This is a genomic window from Dyadobacter sp. HNCC25DJ185, from assembly GCF_056895195.1.
The window spans coordinates 282,100-302,360 of sequence record NZ_JBXHAR010000006.1; the positions used below are offsets into that span (position 1 = coordinate 282,100).

The following is a 20,261-nucleotide window of genomic DNA, read 5'->3' on the forward strand; positions in this document are numbered from 1 at the left end:
GTATCCTAAAATTTATCTGATTAATTTCAATATTTCATCCGCAATATCGCTGGCTGCAGAAGGCCTGGCCAGTGTTCGGATATTGGCCTTCAAAGTTGCCTGCTGACCAATGTCATTCAGTAAATCAAGCGCCCGCGAAACCAAATCCTGCTTAGCCGAAGCGTCGTTGATCATCCAGGCGGCACCCTGTTCTACCAAAGTCAATGCGTTTTTGGTTTGATGGTCCTCCGATGCCAAAGGGTAAGGAACTAATATAGAAGGCTTTGCAGCCAGACATAATTCTGAAACAGAAAGCGCGCCCGCCCTTGACACCACCACATCTGCAACCGCATAGGCGAGATCCATTGTATAAATAAAATCAAAGGCTTTAACATGATCCGTACCTAGCTTTTCGATAGTTACCAATGCGGTATCAATATAGCTCTTGCCCGTTTGCCAGAGAACCTGATACCCCGCTTTAAGTAATTCTTCCAAGCCGGCATTAATGCTTTCATTGATAGATCTTGCCCCAAGGCTTCCTCCCATTACGAATAACGTTTTTCTATCAGGGACCAGGCCAAAATGTACCTGTGCTTCTTTGTATTTTGAAGAAACATCTACTATATCGCTCCTGACCGGGTTACCAAGGAGAGCCAGCTTCTCTTTTGGAAAAAATGCCTCCATGCCCGGGTATGCCACACAGATTTTGGCAGCTTTCTTCCCCAGAAACTTGTTGGTAATGCCCGCATAAGAATTTTGCTCCTGGATTAACGTAGGGATTCCCGCAAGAGAAGCCATCATCAGCAACGGACCGCTTGCAAAACCACCTACCCCTACAGCCACGTCGGGCCCAAAGTCTTTTATAATGCCCTTAGCCTTCATCAGACTGTTGACGAGCTTAAACGGAAGCGCGAGATTATCGATGGAAATGGCCCTTTTTATTCCAGCGATCGGCAAACCGATAATCTCATAACCTGCTCTGGGCACTTTCTCCATCTCCATTTTCCCCAAAGCACCTACAAAAAGCACCTCTAGTCCTGGAAACTTCTGCTTCAATGCGTCGGCAATCGCAATGGCCGGATAAATATGCCCGCCGGTACCGCCACCGCTGATAATCACTTTTTTTGACATTTCAAATGCGTTTCTCTTCCAAGATTTCGCCCCGACTTACACTAAGGATCATCCCCATTGCAATTCCTGTAAATATCAGGGACGTGCCTCCCTGGCTAAAAAAGGGTAATGTTTGGCCTGTGACGGGTACCAGTCCCACTGTCACAGCCATAGCCGAAAATGCCTGACTCACCACTATAAATGTAAGTCCGGCAGAAAGTAGCCCTCCAAAAGGACGTTTGGTTGCCTCAATTGCTTTAAGTCCCCGATAAAGGAGAATAAGGTAAAAAATTATAAGAATGGAGCCACCCAGGGTCCCGTATTCTTCCACTGTCACAGCGAAAATGAAGTCTTTTTGAGGTTCAGGAAGAAACCTTCTCTGTCGGCTTTTAGAAACCCCTTCGCCATACAATCCTCCGCGCGCCATCGCCATATAGGACTGCTGGGATTGGTATACCACGATATCTTTGTCAAAAAAGGCAGAAATACGGTTTTGAGCAGTGCCTGCGCGTTGGGTAGAATTCAAAAGAATTGCAATCGTTGCGAAAAATACGAGCCCAAACGCCGTGAAAAACAGGTAGTGCAAAGGAACTTTTCCCACGAACATGAGCAAAAAACAAATTCCCGCAAGCATGACGGCCGTCGATACATTACTGGTAAAGATCAGGCCACAAACTACCCCAACAAGCGACAGAGGTTCCATAAAAAGTTCTCTTGTATTCCAGCCACCCTTGATATGCCGCGCCAAGATCAGCGACAAATGTGCTATCAGCGCGACTTTTGCCCATTCCGAAGGTTGAAAACGCTGACCAATAACCGGGATTTCGATCCATCTGGCAGCATCATTGACTGACGTACCAAAAAACATCGTGAATATCAGTAACAGGATAGAACTCCAGACCGCCAGCCGGGTCACATATACGAATTTAATATAAGGTATCCGGTGAATAAAGAACATGACTACGAGCGAAACAGCGCAGAGTAACACGTGCTTGTAAAGATAGTATTCGGTATTTCCATCCATCTGGCTATACGCATCCTTCACACTGGCACTGTACACAACGACAACGCTCCATAGCAGCATCACGATACAGATACCCCAAATCCAGGGGTCCCCCTTAAGGTTTTTTGCAAACCATGCTTGCGTATCGTCTCTTGTCTTTTGCAAGAAATCCATGTTGGTATTTGCTAGCAATGTAAATGTTGATTATTTGACGAGTTTCCCAACAGCCGCTTTGAATTTATCGCCCCTATCCTCATAGTTCTGAAACAAATCAAAACTGGCGCATGCCGGTGACAGCAACACGACGTCACCCGGAACACCCCATTCCCGGCCCTTATTAACAGCGTCCTGAATGTCCTGGGTGATATAAATCTGCGGCACTATTCTCGAAAAATAGTTTTGCAACTTTTCAAAACTTTTTCCTAAAACAATCAGGCCCTTCACTTTATTACGCACCAATTCCTCGATCTGGCTATAATCGTTCCCTTTATCCACACCTCCGGCTATCAAAATAATCGGCTGATTAAAGCTGCCCAGTGCGTAAAAAACAGAGTCAACATTGGTGGCTTTGGAATCATTGATATAAGTTACACCATCAATCACTTTCACCTCCTCTAACCGGTGAGGGGCATTTTCAAAAGACTTCAAGCCCTCTGCTATTTTTTCCTCCGCCACTTTCAGGATCTGGGCAACGGAAATTGCCGCTAGGGCATTAACTGCATTATGTGGACCCTTAATTGGAAGCTGGTTAAATTCTATTTCAAAAGAATTTCCCTGAACCTGAGATACCAGTTTTTCACCTGCCAGATAAGCTCCTCCGGATAGTTCCTGTTCCAGAGAAATACCAACCTGTTTTACCGGCGGGTTTCTTTTTGATAATTCTGATCTAAGTACTTCGCTATCTTCAAAATAAACGAGAAAATCTTCTTCTGTCTGATTACGGATTACGTTGAACTTGGAGTCAACATAGTTTTGGAAATTGTAGCCATAACGGTCCAGGTGATCAGGAGTTATATTGAGCAGTATCGAAACATAAGGATGGAAACTGACAATATCATCTAACTGAAAACTGCTGACTTCTAACACATAGTAGTCAAAATCCTGCTCAGCAACCTGCAATGCAAAACTATCGCCTATATTACCGGCTAGCCCTACGTTCAAACCGGCTGTTTTAAGAAGGTGATGGGTGAGAAGAGTTGTCGTTGTTTTGCCATTGCTGCCGGTAATGGCAATCAACCGTGCGTTAGTGTACCCCGCTGCAAATTCAATTTCCGAGATCACGGGTACCCCTCTTTCCTTCAAAGCAACGATTAAGGGTACGGTATCGGGAATTCCCGGGCTTTTTACGATCAAATGGCTATTGAGAATGATTCCTTCAGAATGCCGGCCGTGCTCGAAAGGAATATTTTCCTGGACAAGTCTGTCTATATATTTCTGCTGCAGCTGCCCTTTGTCAGATAAAAAGACATCAAAACCTTTGGATTTAGCCAAAATAGCAGCCCCGGCACCGCTTTCCCCACCACCCAAAATAACAACTCTTTTTTGCACAAAACCTGATTTAAACGTTAAACGACCTAGCGTAGGCTACGAAGGTAAATCTTTTGCGGAAAACTTTTTTGACTTCCTTCCCAATTGCTGAAGAAAAAAGAGGCACATTAACTATGCCTCTTTATGCAACCAAAAATCCTCCGACGAGGCTATTCTTTCTTCATTGATTCAGACAATCTCAACCTGTTTGCCAGCTTAACGATCATAAAAATCACCCAGGCGATAATGACGAACTGGATAAGTACCTGGATAAAATTCCCGTATTTAACCGCAACCTCAGGCGTTGTTCCTACGGCTTGCTTGAGTACAATCTTGAGTTGCGTAAAATCCACTCCACCAATCATCAAGCCCAATATTGGGTTGATGATGTCCTCCACCAGGGACGTTGTAATTTTTCCAAACGCTGCTCCGATGACAACACCGACAGCCAAATCCAGTACATTGCCCTGGGCAATAAAGGTTTTGAATTCCTGAATCATAAGAAGTTGAGGTTAGTTAAAGAAATTAAAAAGAATATAGGAACCCAATGCTAAGCGCCTGGGCAACCTGTACCTTATCGCTCTGATCCTGATCATAAACCACGATCGCACCTAGGTTGACATTGACGTATTTATTGACCTTGGCAGTCAGCATGGCATCCAGGCGATTGTCGATATTCAAAGGGTGCTTAAAACTGGAATACAGGAGATATCTGAATTTCAGGTTAATGTCTTTGGCAATGTCTTTATCAAAATTGGCGACCAATTGAATCAGCGCAGCCTCGGTCCTGGCACGCTTACCAATGGGGACTCCATAGTTTTTCTGATCGGGAGTGTTCACATACAAATCAGTGTCCACAACGATGGTTTGACGAAGCGCCCCAGGGGCAAAATCCAGAAAGAAATAAGGTACTGGCCGGTACTCGATACCGATTGCTTCGGTCAGATAGGCCGGGGACAAGATTCCGGAAACTTTGTCCTTAATCACCGCAGTATCGGCATTGGATGAATATTTATATCCGGCCCCAAACTGCGATAGGAAGTTGATATTCGCAAACAAGCTCCATTTTCCGGTAAGTTCCCGGTTATATTTAGTATCAAAAAATACCCTGTCTACGTTTTTGCGACTCTGCTGTCCCTTGTTCCGGACAATACCATACTGCGATTGAAAGTCATTCCGCCAGGAGTTTTTTCCCTTTTTCTTTTCATTCAGCGCATTGAAGAACAACCCGAGCGCCACAGAATTGACCCCTCCGCCCGTCCAGTTCGAACTAAAGGAACCTTGATTTAAATTAGCGCCAAACTCTATTTTCTTCCAGATTGTATCGCCAGGAGTTTTAAGCTTACCTGCATTGAGAGAATTGGACAGGTCAACATTTTGAGAAAATCCGGGAACGGCTGCCGGAAACAGGGACGGAAGAAGTAGAAAAAAAGTGAATTGAAATTTTCCCCTCATTTTCAATAATTTTAGTGAAAAGGATTATTGAGTCAAATTAAGAAATCTAGTTGTTCTGGGAGGGTTGTTAAAGTAATGCTTTTTTCAAAAACTCTTAAGGTCACCCACACAGAATAGCATCGAGGTATTTTTTCCGGAGCTTTTCGCGTGACCTCATCAATCTCATTTTGACGGCCCCCTCTGTCATACTAAATATCTCGGCGATGTTCCTTATGCTTTTTTCGTCGATATATTTCAGGTAAATCATCGCCTTCTCTTCCAGGGTGAGTTGTTCAAGCGCTACTTTTAGTGCCTGAGTATCCACCTCCTCACTTTCAAAAATCCTGTATATATCGAGTTCGTCCACCATGTCTTCATCATCCCTGTGCACGGTGACAATACGTCGTTTGCTCATCCGCATCACATCCATGCAGTGATTATAGGTAATCGAGAAAAGCCACGTTGAGAATTTTGCACCTTTCTTAAACGTATTCATTTTGAATATCAGTTTAAGAAATACGTCATGGGTAAGGTCCTCTGCCCTGGAAGAGTCCCTCGTCAGGAGCATGCATCTTTTATAAACCTTTAAAGCATATCGCTCATAAAGTTTTTCAAAGTACCGGTTGTCCTTGGATTCTATGAAAAGTATTACTAATTCTTCGTCGGATGCAGTCTGAGGCGCTTGCGCCTTGGCCGATTTTTCGATCATTCTTAATTATTAATAGCACTGACAGTGTGTGAAAAACGGGATGAAGATTTATATTTTCCGTAAATATTAAAAAACAACGCCTGGTATACAAATACATACCAGGCGTTGTCAATATATTTTTATTATCAGAAAATTCTATCCGCCTATTGCCACACGTTTGAAAGACTTTACACTTAATCCTTTCGCGGTTTTTTCTAAAAGCTGACGAATCGTCAAGGAAGAATCTTTGACGAACTCCTGATTCAGAAGCGTATTATCCTTGTAGAATTTCTGCAGTTTGCCCTGGGCAATTTTTTCTAACATCGCTTCGGGTTTGCCTTCTGCACGAGCCTGCTCTTTTCCAACTTCGATTTCACGTTCTACAGTTGCCGAGTCAACCTCGTCCTTATCAAGCGCGATTGGTTTCATCGCTGCGATTTGCATTGCAACGTCCTTTCCGAGTTCGTTAACATCTGTTCCGTTTACGCCATTAAAAGCGACCAATACACCCAGTTTCCCATTTGAATGGATATAAGGTACAACCTGATCAGCAGTAATGTTCTCGTATGCGGTAATTTCAAGCTTCTCGCCTAGTTTACCAACCAGGTCCACGATGTGTTCGCTTACCGGACGGCCGTCTTCCAACGTAGAAGCAAGCAAACTTTCTTTGTCAGAAATATCATCTGCTACTGCTTTATCCAGAATGCTCTGAGCCAGATTTTTGAAATCCTCAACATTGGAAACCGGTTCTGTTTCGCAGGCAAGTGCGATCAGTTTTCCATTTGTTCCGTCAGCGCTGATCTTGACAAGTACGGTTCCTTCCGAAACAGCGTTGTCAGCGCGTTTAGCTGCAACCTTTTGTCCTTGTTTACGTAGAATATCAACAGCTTGTTCAAAATCACCATCAGCTTCCTGAAGTGCTTTCTTACAATCCATCATGCCCGCGCCAGTCATTTGGCGGAGTTTGTTTACATCTTGTGCGGTAATTGCCATGATTTGATTTTATATAAAGTATTCCTTTTTAAAAAATGATAGCCCATAGCAAAATGGCTATGGGCTATTTTTATCTAATCAGATACATACGTGGATTTGGTAACCCAAGCCATATCGCCCTAATTATTATTCTTCATCACTTTCAGCGACGGCCTCTTGAGCAACTTCTGCACGTGGTGCAGGAGCAGCTTCCTCACTGCCTTTGTCTACCTGACGTTTGGCTTCTTCTTCCTCAACCAAGCGCTGATCGTCCTTGTCCTGTTTGCGTTCCATCAAACCTTCTTCAATTGCTTTTCCAATTGCCAGGGTGATCAATGAAATTGCCTTGTATGCATCATCATTGCTTGGAATCGGGAAGTCAACCAGTTCAGGGTTTGAGTTTGTGTCACAGATCGCAAAGATGGGTATGTTCAATCTTTTTGCTTCTGAAACCGCAATGTGCTCGCGTTTTACATCAACGATGAAAAGGGCAGCAGGAAGGCGGGTTAAGTCAGCTACACCACCTAACACTCTTTCCAGTTTATCCTTTTCACGTGTAAGCATCAGGCGTTCTCTCTTCGCAATATTGCTAACCGTGGTTTCGTCTTTTAGCATCTTCTCAAGAGTCTGCATTTTTTTCAAAGACTTGCGAATCGTACCGAAGTTTGTAAGCATACCACCCAACCAGCGATCAGTTACGTAAGGCATCTTAAGGCGTTTTGCCTCTTCTGTTACGATTTCCTGCGCTTGTTTTTTTGTAGCAACAAACATGATCTTACGTCCCGAACGAACAATTTGCTTCAACGCAGCCTCAGCGTCATTGATACAGCTCAATGTTTTGTTCAGGTCAATGATGTGGATCCCGTTTTTCTCCATGAAGATGTACGGAGCCATACGTGGATCCCACTTGCGGGTAAGGTGACCAAAGTGGACACCTGCATCCAATAGTTCTTTATATTCTATTTGTGCCATTGCCAAATTTGAGTTTTAAAAAAATGTTTTAATTACGCAGCACAGCACATCGGGCACGATAAGTACTGTCTGGACCTGATAATATTAACGTTTCGAGAACTGGAATCTTCTGCGGGCCTTGGCGCGTCCGTATTTCTTACGTTCAACCATACGTGGGTCACGGGTAAGAAATCCTTCTTTCTTCAATGGTCCACGGAATTCTCCGTTATATTCGACCAAAGCACGGGAAACTGCCATACGGATTGCTTCCGCCTGACCTGAGATCCCACCGCCTCTTACGTTTACTTTGATATCATAACCATTACCACCGCTGATTGTAGCGAAAGGCTGCTGAAGAACGATCTGATGAACTTCAAATGGAAAGTATTCTTTGTAATCGCGGCCGTTTACCTTGATATCTCCTTTACCTGGCGTCATATAAATACGGGCCACGGCTGTTTTTCTTCTGCCAATTGTGTTGATCACTTCCATGAATTACAGCTGGATTTGTTTAGGTTGCTGAGCGCTGTGAGGATGTTCTGCATCAGCGTAGACAAACAGGTTAGTGAATAAACGACGTCCCAAACGGTTCTTTGGAAGCATGCCTTTAACGGCTTTCTCGATCACACGCTCAGGGTGTTTTTCGAGCAACTCGCGAGGAGTCTGAAAACGTTGACCTCCTGGGTAGCCTGTGTGACGGACATAAATTTTGTCGGTCATCTTCTTACCAGTCAACTTAATTTTATCGGCGTTGATAACAATTACGTTATCGCCACAATCCACATGAGGGGTGTAACTTGCTTTATGTTTGCCTCTGATGATTTTCGCAACCTCACTGGCCAAACGGCCAAGAACTGCATCCTGGGCATCCACAACAATCCACTCCTTGTTTACTGTGTTTTTGTTCGCCGAGATGGTTTTGTAGCTTAACGTATCCACGATTAACAAAAAATTTAATTGATTTTCAATATATTACACTGTGACAAGACAGTCCATCGCAAAATGGGAGTGCAAATATAGCGTTTAACAAATTGAATTACAAGTACGTTTGAGAAATTTCGCTCCTGAGAGGCTGAGGTAGGCATTTAACAGTTCCGTACATCGGATCGCGACGCTGATTTATTCCGATAGTGAAAAGGAAAGTGCAACATAAGGAAGCCCATAAGTATTGTAAACACGTCGTTGCCGGTCATCCAGCAATACCTTTTCCCCTCCCGCTTTTTTAGTTAAATAAGCTATTTGCCCGTAAAGATATCCCAGTTTCAATCCCAGTTTCCGGGTGACGTGTATCCGGGCATAGGTCTCTGATTGGCCATTGTGATTCTTCAAAACCAATGGAAGCGCATTCAGCATGACCGGCGAAGTGGCCAGCCAAGTATTGTAGTAAGGCTTGCCGATACCGGGGGCAGTAGTTGTTTTTTCATAATAACCATGGCGCTTTGATCCAAAAGCGAGGCCCGCCAGGTCTGTATTAACGCCTAAGTCTATCCGCCAGAAACTGATATTCGCACCAACCACAAAGCTGACTCCGTTGGCCGACACCTGACCATATTCCAGATAATTCCTTTCATCTTTTGTGAAAAGATTAACCCTCCCTCCATAATATCCCCAACCCCTGATGCCCAGGCCAAATTTCAGCCAATGCGCCCCCTTGAAACCTATCTCTTCATGATACAATACTGACGGGGCCCAGGCGTAATTCTTAAAACCTGCTCCGATATCGATTCCTGTGCTCACATTTGAGTTATTTTGACCATAAGCAGCAAAGGCACAGACTACAAGTAGAGGTAATAGGTAAAGACTTTTCATCGGGTAATTCCAATTTAACAGTGTGGTGAAAATAATATTTTAAGCTGGTGATAAACGAAGTAAATATAGCTTTCCTAATGAGAAGATTTGTGATATTGCATGATTAGCGTCAGAATCCTTTATTATCCTGAAATTCCTTTTCCGAGAATCCATGAAAGTAACTCCGACCCGCCATACCCTTTTAAAATTCATACTTACATTTTTCAACATCTTCTTCCTGTGCTCTTTATGCTTTTCACAGGAATTTGAAATGCTCTCTTTCAGACCTCTCTTCAATGGAAAAAATCTGGATGGTTGGATAGATGTTAACACTTCCAAAGAAACCTGGAAAGTGAAAAATGGGACACTTATCTGCTCAGGAAAACCAATCGGCGTCATGAGAAGTGACCGCCAGTACGAAAACTTCATCCTGGAAATCGAATGGAAACACATGGAAGCTGGCGGGAATTCGGGTGTTTTTATCTGGAGCGAAGGAACCCCGCAGGAAAATGACCCGCTGACGAAAGCGATTGAGGTACAAATGCTCGAGCTGGAATACGCGCCGCAGCACCATGCAACCGAAGATTACGTCCACGGCGAGCTGTTTCCGACAATGGGCATGACAGCCATACCCGATAATCCGCGGGGTATCAGAAGCAAATCCCTGGAAAAACGGTGCAGAGGAAAAGGCGAATGGAACAAATATGTGGTTGTTTGTGTGGACGGAACTGTAAAATTATCCGTCAACGGTAAATTTGTAAATGGCCTGCGCGGCTCCGAGCGAAAGAAAGGTTATATATGCCTTGAAGCGGAAGGCGCTAAAATTCATTTTCGCAATATCCGCATCCTGGAACTCCCTGCTGGCATCACTTCGGCTGATCAAACGGCACCTGTGGTGAATTGATTTGCGAAGTTGCCCTCCCTCCGATATCTTACGGGTTAATTCTTCTTCTGCATGAAAATCTCTTTCATTGGCTCCGGGAACGTCGCCTGGCATCTTGCGCAAGCTTTTGAAGATGCAGGGCATTGGATCTGTGAAGTTTACAGCCGAGATACCCAGAAAGCCCGGCATCTCGCCTCCAACCTCTACGACACGAACATCCAGCCCGACCTCAATTTCTCTGAAAGCGAAGCGGAAGTCATTGTGATCGCCGTCAGCGACGACGCCATCGAAAGTGTTCTCGAAAGGATTGTGCTGCCGGAAGGGGTCATTTTAGTCCATACCTCCGGAACCAGATCGCTCGCTGAATTTCAAAACCTGGTTGAAATTTACAGCGACGTATATGTTCATACCGGCGTCTTTTACCCATTACAGACATTTACCAAAAACATCGAAATGGATTACAAAGAGCTACCTTTTTGTATAGAATCCAAGAATGAGATCATCGAAAACAAATTGATCCAATTGGCTCAAAGTGTCAGTGACAATGTTAACCGGATGGATTCTGATGAAAGGTTTATTCTGCATGTGGCAGCGGTTTTTGCAAGCAATTTTACCAATTACCTCCTCAGTGTTTCGCACGATCTGCTGGAACGCGAGCAACTGAGTTTTGAATTGCTCAAACCTTTAATTCAGACCACCATTTACAAAGCCATGCAATCCCATGACCCTTCCCTCGGGCAGACCGGTCCGGCAAGGCGCGGTGATTGGAAAACTACCAGCCGTCACCTGGAATATCTGCAGGAAACCAATGAGGACTGGACCGATATCTACAGGCTCATGACCGACAAGATCCGCAACTTCTACATTTCAAAATAATCACCGGCCCTGCGGTCTGGAAAAAAGTTAGGCTATATTTGCGGATTCACTACTTAACTTTTCATGGATTCTACGTTAACGGATCGTTTCCAGCGCATTACCACATTTATTTTTGATATCGATGGTGTCATGACCGATGGGAGCGTAATCGCTCTGGAGTCGGGCGAGCAACCCCGTATTTTTAATGTCAGGGACGGCTATGGGATTAATCGTGCCGTCAGGCTTGGCTACAATGTCGCTATTATATCAGCTCAGGGCCAGATAAGCGTCCGCAAACGCATGGAGTACCTGGGTGTCAAAGACATTTTCCTGGGCACTTCGCCAGACGGCAAGTTACCTGTCTTCAAAAAATATATGGCCGAGAAGAACCTCACAGAAGATGAAGTGGTTTTCATGGGCGACGATCTGCCCGACTACGAGGTCATGCGCACCGGTATTCTTGCAGCTTGCCCGGCGGATTCAGCCGAAGAAATACTTGCCTTGGCTGATTACATTTCTCCAAAAAATGGAGGTCATGGCGCCGTCCGCGATCTCATTGAACAGGTCATGAAAGCGCAGGGAAAATGGATGTCCTGGTTCGAATAAACGAGAAGAAACCCGGAGTGGAACCATTGGAAAAAAAGCGTTATTTCCCTAATCTGAATGGCATTCGTTGCATTGCGGCGCTTTTGGTAGTTTTCCATCATCTGGAACAGGCCAAACATGCCCTGGGAATCTCAAATGTATACGACTCACCGATTATCCAACACGCAGGTCGGCTTGGGGTTGGTTTGTTTTTTGTTCTGAGCGGGTTTCTGATCACTTATCTGCTGCTTGAAGAAAAAGGCAGGTTTGGCAATGTGGACGCCAAAAAATTCTATCTGCGCCGGGTATTCAGGATCTGGCCTATTTACTTTCTGATCATCGGATTGTCCTTTTTTGTTTTTTCTCACATCAGTCTCCTCGATTATCCCGGTACCGACGAAAAATTAAAAATCCACGTAACCGAGCGGCTCACCTTGCTCTTACTGGTACTTCCCAATTTTGCATTTGTGCTGTATGATCTTCCCTACTGGTGTGCCCAAACCTGGTCTATCGGCGTGGAAGAGCAGTTTTATTATTTGTGGCCCTGGCTGATCAAATATCCGAGGAGGCGTATCCCGATTATCCTCGCATTTCTGTCCATCACAGCCGGTATGTTATATCTGGGCCTGTATTTTATAGATCCGTCCGAAGAAATGAAAGACGCGATCATTACCACATTCGTCGGCCAGTTTCGTATTCAGACCATGGCATTGGGCGGACTGTGCGCATGGCTCGTTTACAAAAATAAAACCAGGATAATGAATGTGATTTTCAGGAAAGATGTACAGATAGCCGCTTATTCGTTGCTCGCGGTCTTGTTTTTTTCAGGAATCCACTTCAATGGCTTTCTTGAAGTTTACGCGGTCTTCTTTGCCTTTTTTGTGCTCAATGTCTCCTGCAACCCGAACACAGTCATCAGTCTGAATAACCCGGTGATGAACCACTTGGGCAAAATATCCTATGGACTTTACATATACCACGTGGTCGTGATCGTATTGGTCATTAATGTACTCACTGTTTATTCTCCGAAATGGGAAGGGCCTGTTTATCAAACGGTTCTTTATCTCCTGACATTTGCCGGCTCGGTGCTGGTTGCCTCTATTTCCTATTCCTATTTCGAAAAACCATTACTGGCTTTCAAAGATCGGAAATTTGGACGCTAGCAGTTATCCAATCAATTGCCCGTTTGCTCCGGAAGTTCGGACATCGTATAGAATCGGAGATTTTGGCGCTGCGCCTCTTCCAATATTTTCTCCAGAAACTCTACACTAAACCCATATGCACCATTTTTAGGGTTGGCATATAAAGGTTCATGCCCGAAAACCATCAATGCAGCGTTTTCGTCCTTCGCCTTTTGAATCGCCTCTTTCATTTCCTGCCCTGTGACGCCAGAATCCGTGTCAATGAGCAACGCATCCACCCGATTTTCCCGATTAAACTGATAGTAGATCCAGTTCATCAGCCGGGGTGCCAATGCGTAAATCTGCACACCAAACAGTTTTCTTCTGGAAATGCCTACATCCCTGAGAATCTTGAAACCATTAGCCAGCAATACTGAGTCGACCTGATCATTATGATTGCCTCCTGGGTGGGCGTAGGATTTTGGATAGAATCCTTTGGCCGCCATATATTCCAGCCCGGGCTTCAACTCAATTTCAGCGTATTTGGCGGGGCCAACTGATGCGATTAGCTCCGTTGATTTACCGTGGGTAGTACTGTGATAGCCAATTTCATGACCTTCTTTCTCCAACTGTTTTAGCTTGGCAACTTCGCTTACCGAAAGGCTGTCGGGACAGGTAATGAAAAAGGTAACCTTTGCATTGTATTTTTGGAATAACGGCCTGAGTGCATACCATTCGTCGATAAAGTGATCGTCGAATGAAATGGCGATTCCCGCTTTACGGTGACTTTCGGTTTCAGACTGACAAGCCGTGAATGCAGTCCCAAAGAAGGCAATAGCCCATTTTATCTCAAAAAGCCAGCTAAACCTTGATCGCGGATATCTCAATACTTCGGGGATGAAATGTTATTTTCGCTAAATTAATCACACAAAATGAAAATTCTCCATACGGCAGACTGGCACATCGGCAAAAAGCTCGACCTGTATTCCCGGCTCGACGAACAAAGGCTTGTTCTGGAAGAAATTTGCGAAATAGCAGAACGAGAATCTGTCGATGCTGTGGTTGTTGCTGGTGATCTGTTTGACAATTTTAATCCTTCCTCAGAAGCTACCGAACTTTTATACAGCACGTTACACCGTCTTTCCAACAACGGGAGCCGCGCAGTCGTCGCGATTGCCGGCAACCACGACTCCCCTGAACGCATTCAGGTACCTGATGCGTTAGCGAAGGTATGCGGGATTTTATTCGTAGGATTTCCGAATACGGAAGTCAAACCCTTCTGCACGCAGGGTAAAGTCGATATCATCAGGACGGCAAAAGGTTTTATCGAAATCATGCTTCCCAATTGTGATTTTCCACTTCGAATCCTGCATACCCCTTATGCCAATGAGCAACGGCTTAAAACATTCCTTGGCGTGGAGGATTCGGAAGAAGCACTGAGGACGAATTTGCAGGAACACTGGAAAGAATTGGCTGATGCTTATCTGGACGACAAGGGTTTCAACATGCTCGCCACGCATTTATATGTGATGCAAAAAGGCGGCCCTATGCCGGAAGAACCCGACGATGAACGCCCTATCCTGCATATCGGAGGAGCTCAGGCCATTTTTACCGAGAATTTCCCCAAGCAGGTTCATTACATTGCATTGGGCCATCTGCACAGATATCAGGTGGTTGACAAAAAACCTGCTCCCGCCGTTTATTCAAGCAGTCCGCTGGCTTATAGTTTTTCGGAAGTCAATCAAACCAAATACGTTGTCCTCATTGAAGCAGAAGCTGGAAAACTGATCGGCTACCGCCCGATCGAATTGCTGAAAGGCAAAAAACTGAGAAGAAAAAGCTTCCACAGCATCGAAGATGCCATTTCCTGGTTGCAAGAGCATGGGGAGGATCTGATAGAGCTCACCATTATTTCGGACAATTATCTGGAAGCTGCCGACAAAAAGCGTTTGATGGAAGCACATTCCGGAATTATTCAAATCATTCCGCAGATCAAAAAGGCGGAAGTAGCCGAAAACAACTCCGAAATTGACCTTTCACTGAGTATGGAAAAGTTGTTCCTGGAATATTTCAAAACGAAAAACAAGGGACAGGAGCCCTCGGAGGGACTGTTGGAGGTTTTCAGGGAGGTGCTGGGGACTGAAGGTGAGTGAGTTTCCCATGGAAATGATTAAATAAAAAAGACAAGCAATTTCACAATCACTTGTCCTTCAAAGCTTTCTTGATCAAATTACTAGCTAGCCCTTCTTAACTTCGCCTCAATCGTCTGCTGGGTGTGGGGTACGATGCGCAAACGTTCTTTTGGGATCAGTTTACCTGTATCAATGCAAATGCCGTAAGTGCCATTTTTGATACGTACCAGGGCATTTTCTAATTGGATCGAATACTTCTGCAAACGGGCCGCTAACTGGCTCAAATTTTCACGTTCGCTGGCGTCGGCGCCATCCTCAACCAGCTTGGCAGAGCCGGCCGTGATGTCCGTTCCGCTATCGTTTTTCTTGCTAAGTCCTCCTTTGATATAATTGAGTTCACTCATGGTTGCTTCCAATTTTCCACGAATGAGTGTTTCAAATTCCTTTAGCTCTTCCTCCGAATATCTTGTGCGTTCTTCTTGCATAATCTAAGTTGATTTTGTTATTATCAAGGAGTGTTTTAAAGTACAAAAGTACTAGTATTCTGCTTATTTGGGAATATTTAAAATTAATTACGACTTCTTAACAGATGCAAACTGACACTGATATTCTGGAGTATAACCTAACAAAGCCAAATCCTGTTCCAGGAAATGGCTTTGCTTAATCTGATTTTGTTCCTATTTATAGAGGACTGCCTTCACTGCATCTACCACTCTTTTCACATTTGGCAAAATCTCTTCGATCAGCGTGGGAGCGTATGGAAGCGGCACATCGCGGTTGGTCACGCGCATCACCGGGGCGTCCATATAATCAAAAGCGTGACGCTGAATATGGTAGGTAATTTCCGAAGAAATCGAAGCAAGCGGCCAGGCCTCTTCCACGATCACACAACGGTTTGTTTTCTTGACGGATTCGATAACCGCAGGATAATCGATCGGACGAACTGTTCTTAAATCCACGATCTCCACATCGATACCTTCTTTCTCCAATTGCAACGCCGCAGGCAAAACTACACGGGGAATCATTTTACCAAAAGAAACGATGGTTACATCTTTTCCCTGACGTTTCACATCTGCTTTTCCAAGTGGGATCAGATATTCTTCTTCCGGAACCTGCATCTTATCACCATACATCACCTCGGATTCCATGAAAATCACTGGGTTATTATCGCGAATAGCCGATTTCAAAAGTCCTTTGGCATCATAAGGGTTGGCCGGGACAACCACTTTCAAACCGGGTGTGTTGGCATACCAGTTTTCGAAGTTCTGAGAGTGCTGGGCTCCCAATTGGCCCGCGTTGCCGGTAGGCCCGCGGAATACGATCGGGCAGCCGTACTGGCCCGCCGACATAGAAAGAATTTTCGCAGCACTGTTGATGATCTGGTCAATAGCGACCAATGAAAAGTTGAATGTCATGAATTCAACGATCGGGCGAAGTCCGTTCCCGGCCGCGCCTACCGCGATTCCGGCAAATCCAAGCTCGGCAATTGGAGTATCAATTACCCTTTCCGGCCCGAACTCGTCCAGCATTCCCTGACTCGCTTTGTAGGCACCGTTATATTCTGCAACTTCCTCGCCCATCAGAAAAATACTTTTGTCAAGGCGCATCTCTTCCGACATAGCGTCGCGAATGGCATCTCTAAATGCTATTTCTTTCATTCGTAATGTTATAATTATTTAATTCTTAGAAGAAACCATCGCAAAACCCTGCATTCGATCGTTGAGTTTAACTTTGCGGTTACATCAAAAGAGGTTTTGTACACTTTAATTTCAAACGTCTGGTAAAATTAGAGAAACGAGGTCAATTCTCAAACCGGAATTACATCCACTTCTACTTTCAGCGTGTGTTTCCCATAACTAAATATAATACCCTTCAGCGGAGGTACGTCGCTGTAATCCCTCCCCCAGGCGGTCACAATATGCCTTTCACCTGGAACCACATTGTTGGTAGGATCAAAATCGCACCAGCCGTAATCAGGGATAAAAACAGATATCCACGCATGCGACGCATCCGACCCTTGCAATTTGGGCTTCCCGGGGGGTGGAAGCGTTTCCAGGTAACCACTCACATACCGTGCCGCAAAGCCAAAGCTCCTGATACAAGCGATGGCCAGATGTGAGAAATCCTGACAGACCCCTTTTTTAGCAATCAATACTTCTTTGATCGGTGTGTGAATTGTCGTGAAATCTGGCACAAAGTCAAATTCGGTATAAATTTTCCTGCAAAGCGCCTGGACACATTCGTACAATGGCCGGTTATCCTGAAAACAGTCCCTTGCAAAATTAGTAATCCCCTGGTCCCACTTGATCAACGGACTGGGCAGCATGTATTCCAATAAAGAAATTTTGAGTGTACGGTCCTTCAATTGCCTCTGCCTTACTGCCGCGCAGGTAATTTCGGAGGGTATAAATAGCGAACCGGTACTTTCACAGATCCGCTCTACAAGGCCTTTGGTAAGTACCGTCAAACTCTTATGGGGAGAATGAAGCGAAAAATAATGCGTTGTATTCCCATAGAAATCAGTCCTTTTGATGATCTGCGATGGCTCAGGGGTAATTTCAATGGTAAAATCTTTGCAAACCTGGTTATTCAGCGTCCGGGGAGTAAGGCAGAGCAGGCTATGATAATTATTAACCGCCTGTGCATACTTATACTCCGTTTTATGGATCAGCTTATATTTCATCGGTGTCGTAGTCCACTGGTTCAAAAAACGAATGATGCATTAAAGTATGGCTGAAATACATGTTGGTGAGCGTGGTAGATACAGAGCTGATCAGCTTTGAAACCTCCGAAAGCAAATCAAAAAGCTCTTCCCTATCCGACTCTGCATTGCTTTTGCTTAAATCTGCAATATCTGCCAGCTTGATCAGGGTCGATGCTTTTAAGACATTTTTTTCGGCCTCATTTAACCTTTCACCACGAGTAGTCGCTGGTAATTTGCCCAGGTTCTTTTTCAGTTCGTCCAGCATGTAAGCCAGAGAATAAGGTAACTTTTTCTCCAAAAGAACCATATCAAGCATGGCTTCAACACTCAGATGCGATTTGTAGATCTGCCTGTAATTGACTAGCAAATGATGGTTAATCAATGTAGCCTCAATGAGTTCATTTTCGACAGCCGGCGCGTTTTTAACTCCGAAATTAGATTGTATCACGCTGATCCTCGACAAGATACGTTCGATCAGCTTTCCTGTTTCGAGCAGTAAAAAACTATTGTCCCTGGGCATGCTTTCTGCAATCACTCCCAGAAAAGTGAACATATGATTGAAAAGCCCGTCCAATGTTTTCTGAATGTTATTGCTGTTCATGCTCGAAGCGTTCCTGATCTCGTGGAAACCGTTGTCGATCAAATCCACAATACGCCATATCTCCAAATCCCATTGATTACGCACCGCGCCAACAGCATTCAGAAAAGCGCCGATATTGGCCGAAACCGAGCCAGGCCTCCCGGTATTGGAAATCATGTCAATGATTTCCTTGTAGGGATCCAAGAATTTATCTTCCACGTCGTCCAGAAAACCGGGATAAGTAGCAGACAAATGGGTAAGTGATTGCAGTAAGACCTTGATATGCTCCTGTTTGGCAGAACCACCGAAATTGCGGTCCAGGTTAAGGACATTGATGGTGATGTTCATGAACTTGATAACCGCCATGGTCCTTTCACAATAGCGCCCTACCCAAAACAGGTTCTCCGCGCTCCGGCTTGGCAGGGACACATGCTTATTAACCGATGCTGGAATCGATAATGTTATTTTCTCCTGCACCTCTTCCGTTTTGTTGGATACAATCCAGGTATCCTTTGATAAACCTCCGTATTGATTGGAGATAACAAAGCGATCTTTATCTGCCGAACTCCTCGTCAAACCGCCTTGCATCACATGGTATCCATTTTCATCGGCTACCATAAACGCCCGCAGCACTGCATATCGCGGCTCTATGTGGCCATTGATCAGGGAGGGTGTGGTAGAAAGGCTCACTTCTTGCTGTGCAATGAATTCGTGCGGGGCAAGGGAGATCATCCGTTTCAGGTCCTCTTTCTGGCTCGCAGTCTGCAACCTTCCATAAATGGAGCGGAATTTACTTTTCCGGTTTGCCTTTTTGATGATCAGCTCATCGATATTATCCAGCACATAGTTAAGCTCTTTGGCGTGCCCGCACCACCAGGTAGCGACAGACGGCATTATCAGCTTTTCATTGAGAAAATACTGACATATATTCTCCATAAATGCCAGGAAAGCATGATTTTCGAGTACACTGCTTCCTGGCGCGTTCAATACTTGCACATTTCCCATGCGAATCGCCTGCAACAACCCGGGAACGCCCAGCCGGGAATCTTCGCGAAGTTCAAGCGGATCGCACCAATCGTCGTCGATACGACGGATGATCACGTCCACTTTTTGCAAACCATCAATGGATTTAAGCCACAAAGAGCCGTTTCTCACCAGAAGATCATCGCCCTGGGCCAATGTATATCCGAGGTACGAGGCCAGATAGGCATGCTCGAAATAGGCTTCGTTATTGGGGCCGGGTGTCAGATAAACGATGTTCGGCGCGTCCTTACTCTTATCCGAAAGCCTTAAAACGGTATTCTGGAGACTGTTAAAATACGGGGACAATTTACTGACGTACATTCCCTGAGCCAGCTCTGGAAGCAGTTTACTCATTACAACCCTATTTTCAAGCGTATATCCCGAGCCGGAAGGTGCCTGTGTGCGATTGTCCACGATCCACATCTGTCCGTCCGGACCGCGGGCCATATCGGCAGCAAACAGAGTCAATTGCTGATTGGACGGCAGTTTGATATCAATGCACGGGCGGAAGAAACCAGTATTATCAAAAACCAGCTCAGCCGGGATAATACCATCTCTCACCAGATTTCGCGGCCCGTAAAGGTCTTTCAACATCAAATCCAGTACCGTGGCTCTTTGCCTGAGACCTCTCGCAATGTCGTTCCATTCTTTTTTTTCAATCAGAAAAGGGATTGGATCGAGCTGCCAGGGACGGTTAAGGCCGTCGGGGGTTCCATAAACATTGTATGTAACCCCGTTTTCCCGGAGCTTGCTGATAATCTCCTGGTTCCTGCTGTTCAATTCACCAATTCCCAGTTTTTCCAGTGTCGAAAAAAGTGCTTTCCAATGAGGCTTCACAACTCCGTTCAGATCCAGGACTTCATCGTATGAATTCAATCCACTTGTATAATATTCTAAAAGGTTCACGGAAGCCTCGGTAAGCATGA

21 protein-coding genes are annotated in these 20,261 nt (G+C 44.9%); 5 read left to right on the plus strand and 16 right to left on the minus strand.

Features of this window, described 5'->3' with window-relative positions:
• Positions 1-12: 12 nt before the first annotated feature.
• The 11 genes from murG to AC1XUF_RS18790 all read right to left on the minus strand — a co-directional run bounded on the left by murG (position 13) and on the right by AC1XUF_RS18790 (position 9,401).
• Positions 13-1,110 carry an undecaprenyldiphospho-muramoylpentapeptide beta-N-acetylglucosaminyltransferase gene (gene murG / locus AC1XUF_RS18740; protein ID WP_483343350.1) on the minus strand — a complete coding sequence of 366 codons (1,098 nt, stop codon included), beginning with the start codon at positions 1,108-1,110 and terminating at the stop codon, positions 13-15.
• A 1-nt stretch (position 1,111) separates the two neighbouring features.
• Positions 1,112-2,266, minus strand: coding sequence for an FtsW/RodA/SpoVE family cell cycle protein (locus tag AC1XUF_RS18745; RefSeq protein WP_483343351.1), 1,155 nt, complete (start codon positions 2,264-2,266; stop codon positions 1,112-1,114).
• Between the two features lie 30 nt (positions 2,267-2,296).
• Positions 2,297-3,640 carry a UDP-N-acetylmuramoyl-L-alanine--D-glutamate ligase gene (murD, locus tag AC1XUF_RS18750; RefSeq protein ID WP_483343352.1) on the minus strand — a complete coding sequence of 448 codons (1,344 nt, stop codon included), beginning with the start codon at positions 3,638-3,640 and terminating at the stop codon, positions 2,297-2,299.
• Between the two features lie 149 nt (positions 3,641-3,789).
• Positions 3,790-4,119, minus strand: a complete 330-nt coding sequence (gene mscL / locus AC1XUF_RS18755; protein WP_483343353.1) for a large-conductance mechanosensitive channel protein MscL — start codon at positions 4,117-4,119, stop codon at positions 3,790-3,792.
• A gap of 25 nt (positions 4,120-4,144) precedes the next feature.
• On the minus strand, positions 4,145-5,074 hold the full coding sequence (locus AC1XUF_RS18760) for a DUF3078 domain-containing protein (protein WP_483343354.1): 930 nt from the start codon (positions 5,072-5,074) through the stop codon (positions 4,145-4,147).
• A 100-nt stretch (positions 5,075-5,174) separates the two neighbouring features.
• A complete protein-coding gene (locus tag AC1XUF_RS18765; RefSeq protein WP_483343355.1) occupies positions 5,175-5,762 on the minus strand; it encodes an RNA polymerase sigma factor in 588 nt (195 codons plus the stop codon).
• Between the two features lie 135 nt (positions 5,763-5,897).
• On the minus strand, positions 5,898-6,734 hold the full coding sequence (tsf, locus tag AC1XUF_RS18770) for a translation elongation factor Ts (protein WP_483343356.1): 837 nt from the start codon (positions 6,732-6,734) through the stop codon (positions 5,898-5,900).
• A gap of 126 nt (positions 6,735-6,860) precedes the next feature.
• On the minus strand, positions 6,861-7,685 hold the full coding sequence (gene rpsB, locus AC1XUF_RS18775; RefSeq protein ID WP_483343357.1) for a 30S ribosomal protein S2: 825 nt from the start codon (positions 7,683-7,685) through the stop codon (positions 6,861-6,863).
• An 84-nt stretch (positions 7,686-7,769) separates the two neighbouring features.
• A complete protein-coding gene (gene rpsI / locus AC1XUF_RS18780; RefSeq protein WP_483343358.1) occupies positions 7,770-8,156 on the minus strand; it encodes a 30S ribosomal protein S9 in 387 nt (128 codons plus the stop codon).
• Positions 8,157-8,159: 3 nt separating this feature from the next.
• Positions 8,160-8,603, minus strand: coding sequence for a 50S ribosomal protein L13 (gene rplM, locus AC1XUF_RS18785; RefSeq protein ID WP_483343359.1), 444 nt, complete (start codon positions 8,601-8,603; stop codon positions 8,160-8,162).
• Between the two features lie 180 nt (positions 8,604-8,783).
• Positions 8,784-9,401: a hypothetical protein gene (locus AC1XUF_RS18790; RefSeq protein ID WP_483343360.1), complete on the minus strand. Its 618-nt coding sequence runs from the start codon at positions 9,399-9,401 to the stop codon at positions 8,784-8,786.
• 223 nt (positions 9,402-9,624) lie between these two features.
• On the opposite strand from AC1XUF_RS18790, the gene AC1XUF_RS18795 reads away from it, so the two are divergent.
• The 4 genes from AC1XUF_RS18795 (at position 9,625) to AC1XUF_RS18810 (ending at position 12,938) form a co-directional block, all read left to right on the plus strand.
• Positions 9,625-10,356: a 3-keto-disaccharide hydrolase gene (locus AC1XUF_RS18795; protein WP_483343361.1), complete on the plus strand. Its 732-nt coding sequence runs from the start codon at positions 9,625-9,627 to the stop codon at positions 10,354-10,356.
• A gap of 51 nt (positions 10,357-10,407) precedes the next feature.
• On the plus strand, positions 10,408-11,211 hold the full coding sequence (locus tag AC1XUF_RS18800; protein WP_483343362.1) for a Rossmann-like and DUF2520 domain-containing protein: 804 nt from the start codon (positions 10,408-10,410) through the stop codon (positions 11,209-11,211).
• Between the two features lie 63 nt (positions 11,212-11,274).
• Positions 11,275-11,796 (plus strand): KdsC family phosphatase, encoded by a 522-nt coding sequence (locus AC1XUF_RS18805; RefSeq protein ID WP_483343363.1) that lies wholly within the window; start codon positions 11,275-11,277, stop codon positions 11,794-11,796.
• Complete coding sequence (locus AC1XUF_RS18810) at positions 11,775-12,938, plus strand: acyltransferase family protein (RefSeq protein ID WP_483343364.1); 1,164 nt, start codon at positions 11,775-11,777, stop codon at positions 12,936-12,938. The genes AC1XUF_RS18805 and AC1XUF_RS18810 overlap by 22 nt, the downstream gene beginning before the upstream one ends.
• 11 nt (positions 12,939-12,949) lie before the next feature.
• Here AC1XUF_RS18810 and AC1XUF_RS18815 read toward each other — a convergent pair whose 3' ends face one another.
• The gene (locus AC1XUF_RS18815; RefSeq protein WP_483343365.1) at positions 12,950-13,783 is read right to left on the minus strand and encodes a polysaccharide deacetylase family protein; all 834 of its coding nucleotides are present in this window, start codon (positions 13,781-13,783) and stop codon (positions 12,950-12,952) included.
• 45 nt (positions 13,784-13,828) lie between these two features.
• On the opposite strand from AC1XUF_RS18815, the gene AC1XUF_RS18820 reads away from it, so the two are divergent.
• Positions 13,829-15,049: a metallophosphoesterase family protein gene (locus AC1XUF_RS18820; RefSeq protein ID WP_483343366.1), complete on the plus strand. Its 1,221-nt coding sequence runs from the start codon at positions 13,829-13,831 to the stop codon at positions 15,047-15,049.
• A gap of 80 nt (positions 15,050-15,129) precedes the next feature.
• Here AC1XUF_RS18820 and AC1XUF_RS18825 read toward each other — a convergent pair whose 3' ends face one another.
• The 4 genes from AC1XUF_RS18825 to AC1XUF_RS18840 all read right to left on the minus strand — a co-directional run bounded on the left by AC1XUF_RS18825 (position 15,130) and on the right by AC1XUF_RS18840 (position 20,259).
• Complete coding sequence (locus AC1XUF_RS18825; RefSeq protein ID WP_483343602.1) at positions 15,130-15,516, minus strand: TraR/DksA family transcriptional regulator; 387 nt, start codon at positions 15,514-15,516, stop codon at positions 15,130-15,132.
• 189 nt (positions 15,517-15,705) lie between these two features.
• Entirely contained in the window at positions 15,706-16,686 is a 981-nt protein-coding gene (locus AC1XUF_RS18830) for a pyruvate dehydrogenase complex E1 component subunit beta (RefSeq protein ID WP_483343367.1), read from the minus strand.
• A gap of 149 nt (positions 16,687-16,835) precedes the next feature.
• Positions 16,836-17,711, minus strand: a complete 876-nt coding sequence (locus AC1XUF_RS18835) for a transglutaminase family protein (protein WP_483343368.1) — start codon at positions 17,709-17,711, stop codon at positions 16,836-16,838.
• A complete protein-coding gene (locus AC1XUF_RS18840) occupies positions 17,701-20,259 on the minus strand; it encodes a circularly permuted type 2 ATP-grasp protein (RefSeq protein WP_483343369.1) in 2,559 nt (852 codons plus the stop codon). The genes AC1XUF_RS18835 and AC1XUF_RS18840 overlap by 11 nt, the downstream gene beginning before the upstream one ends.
• Between the last annotated feature and the right edge of the window lie 2 nt (positions 20,260-20,261).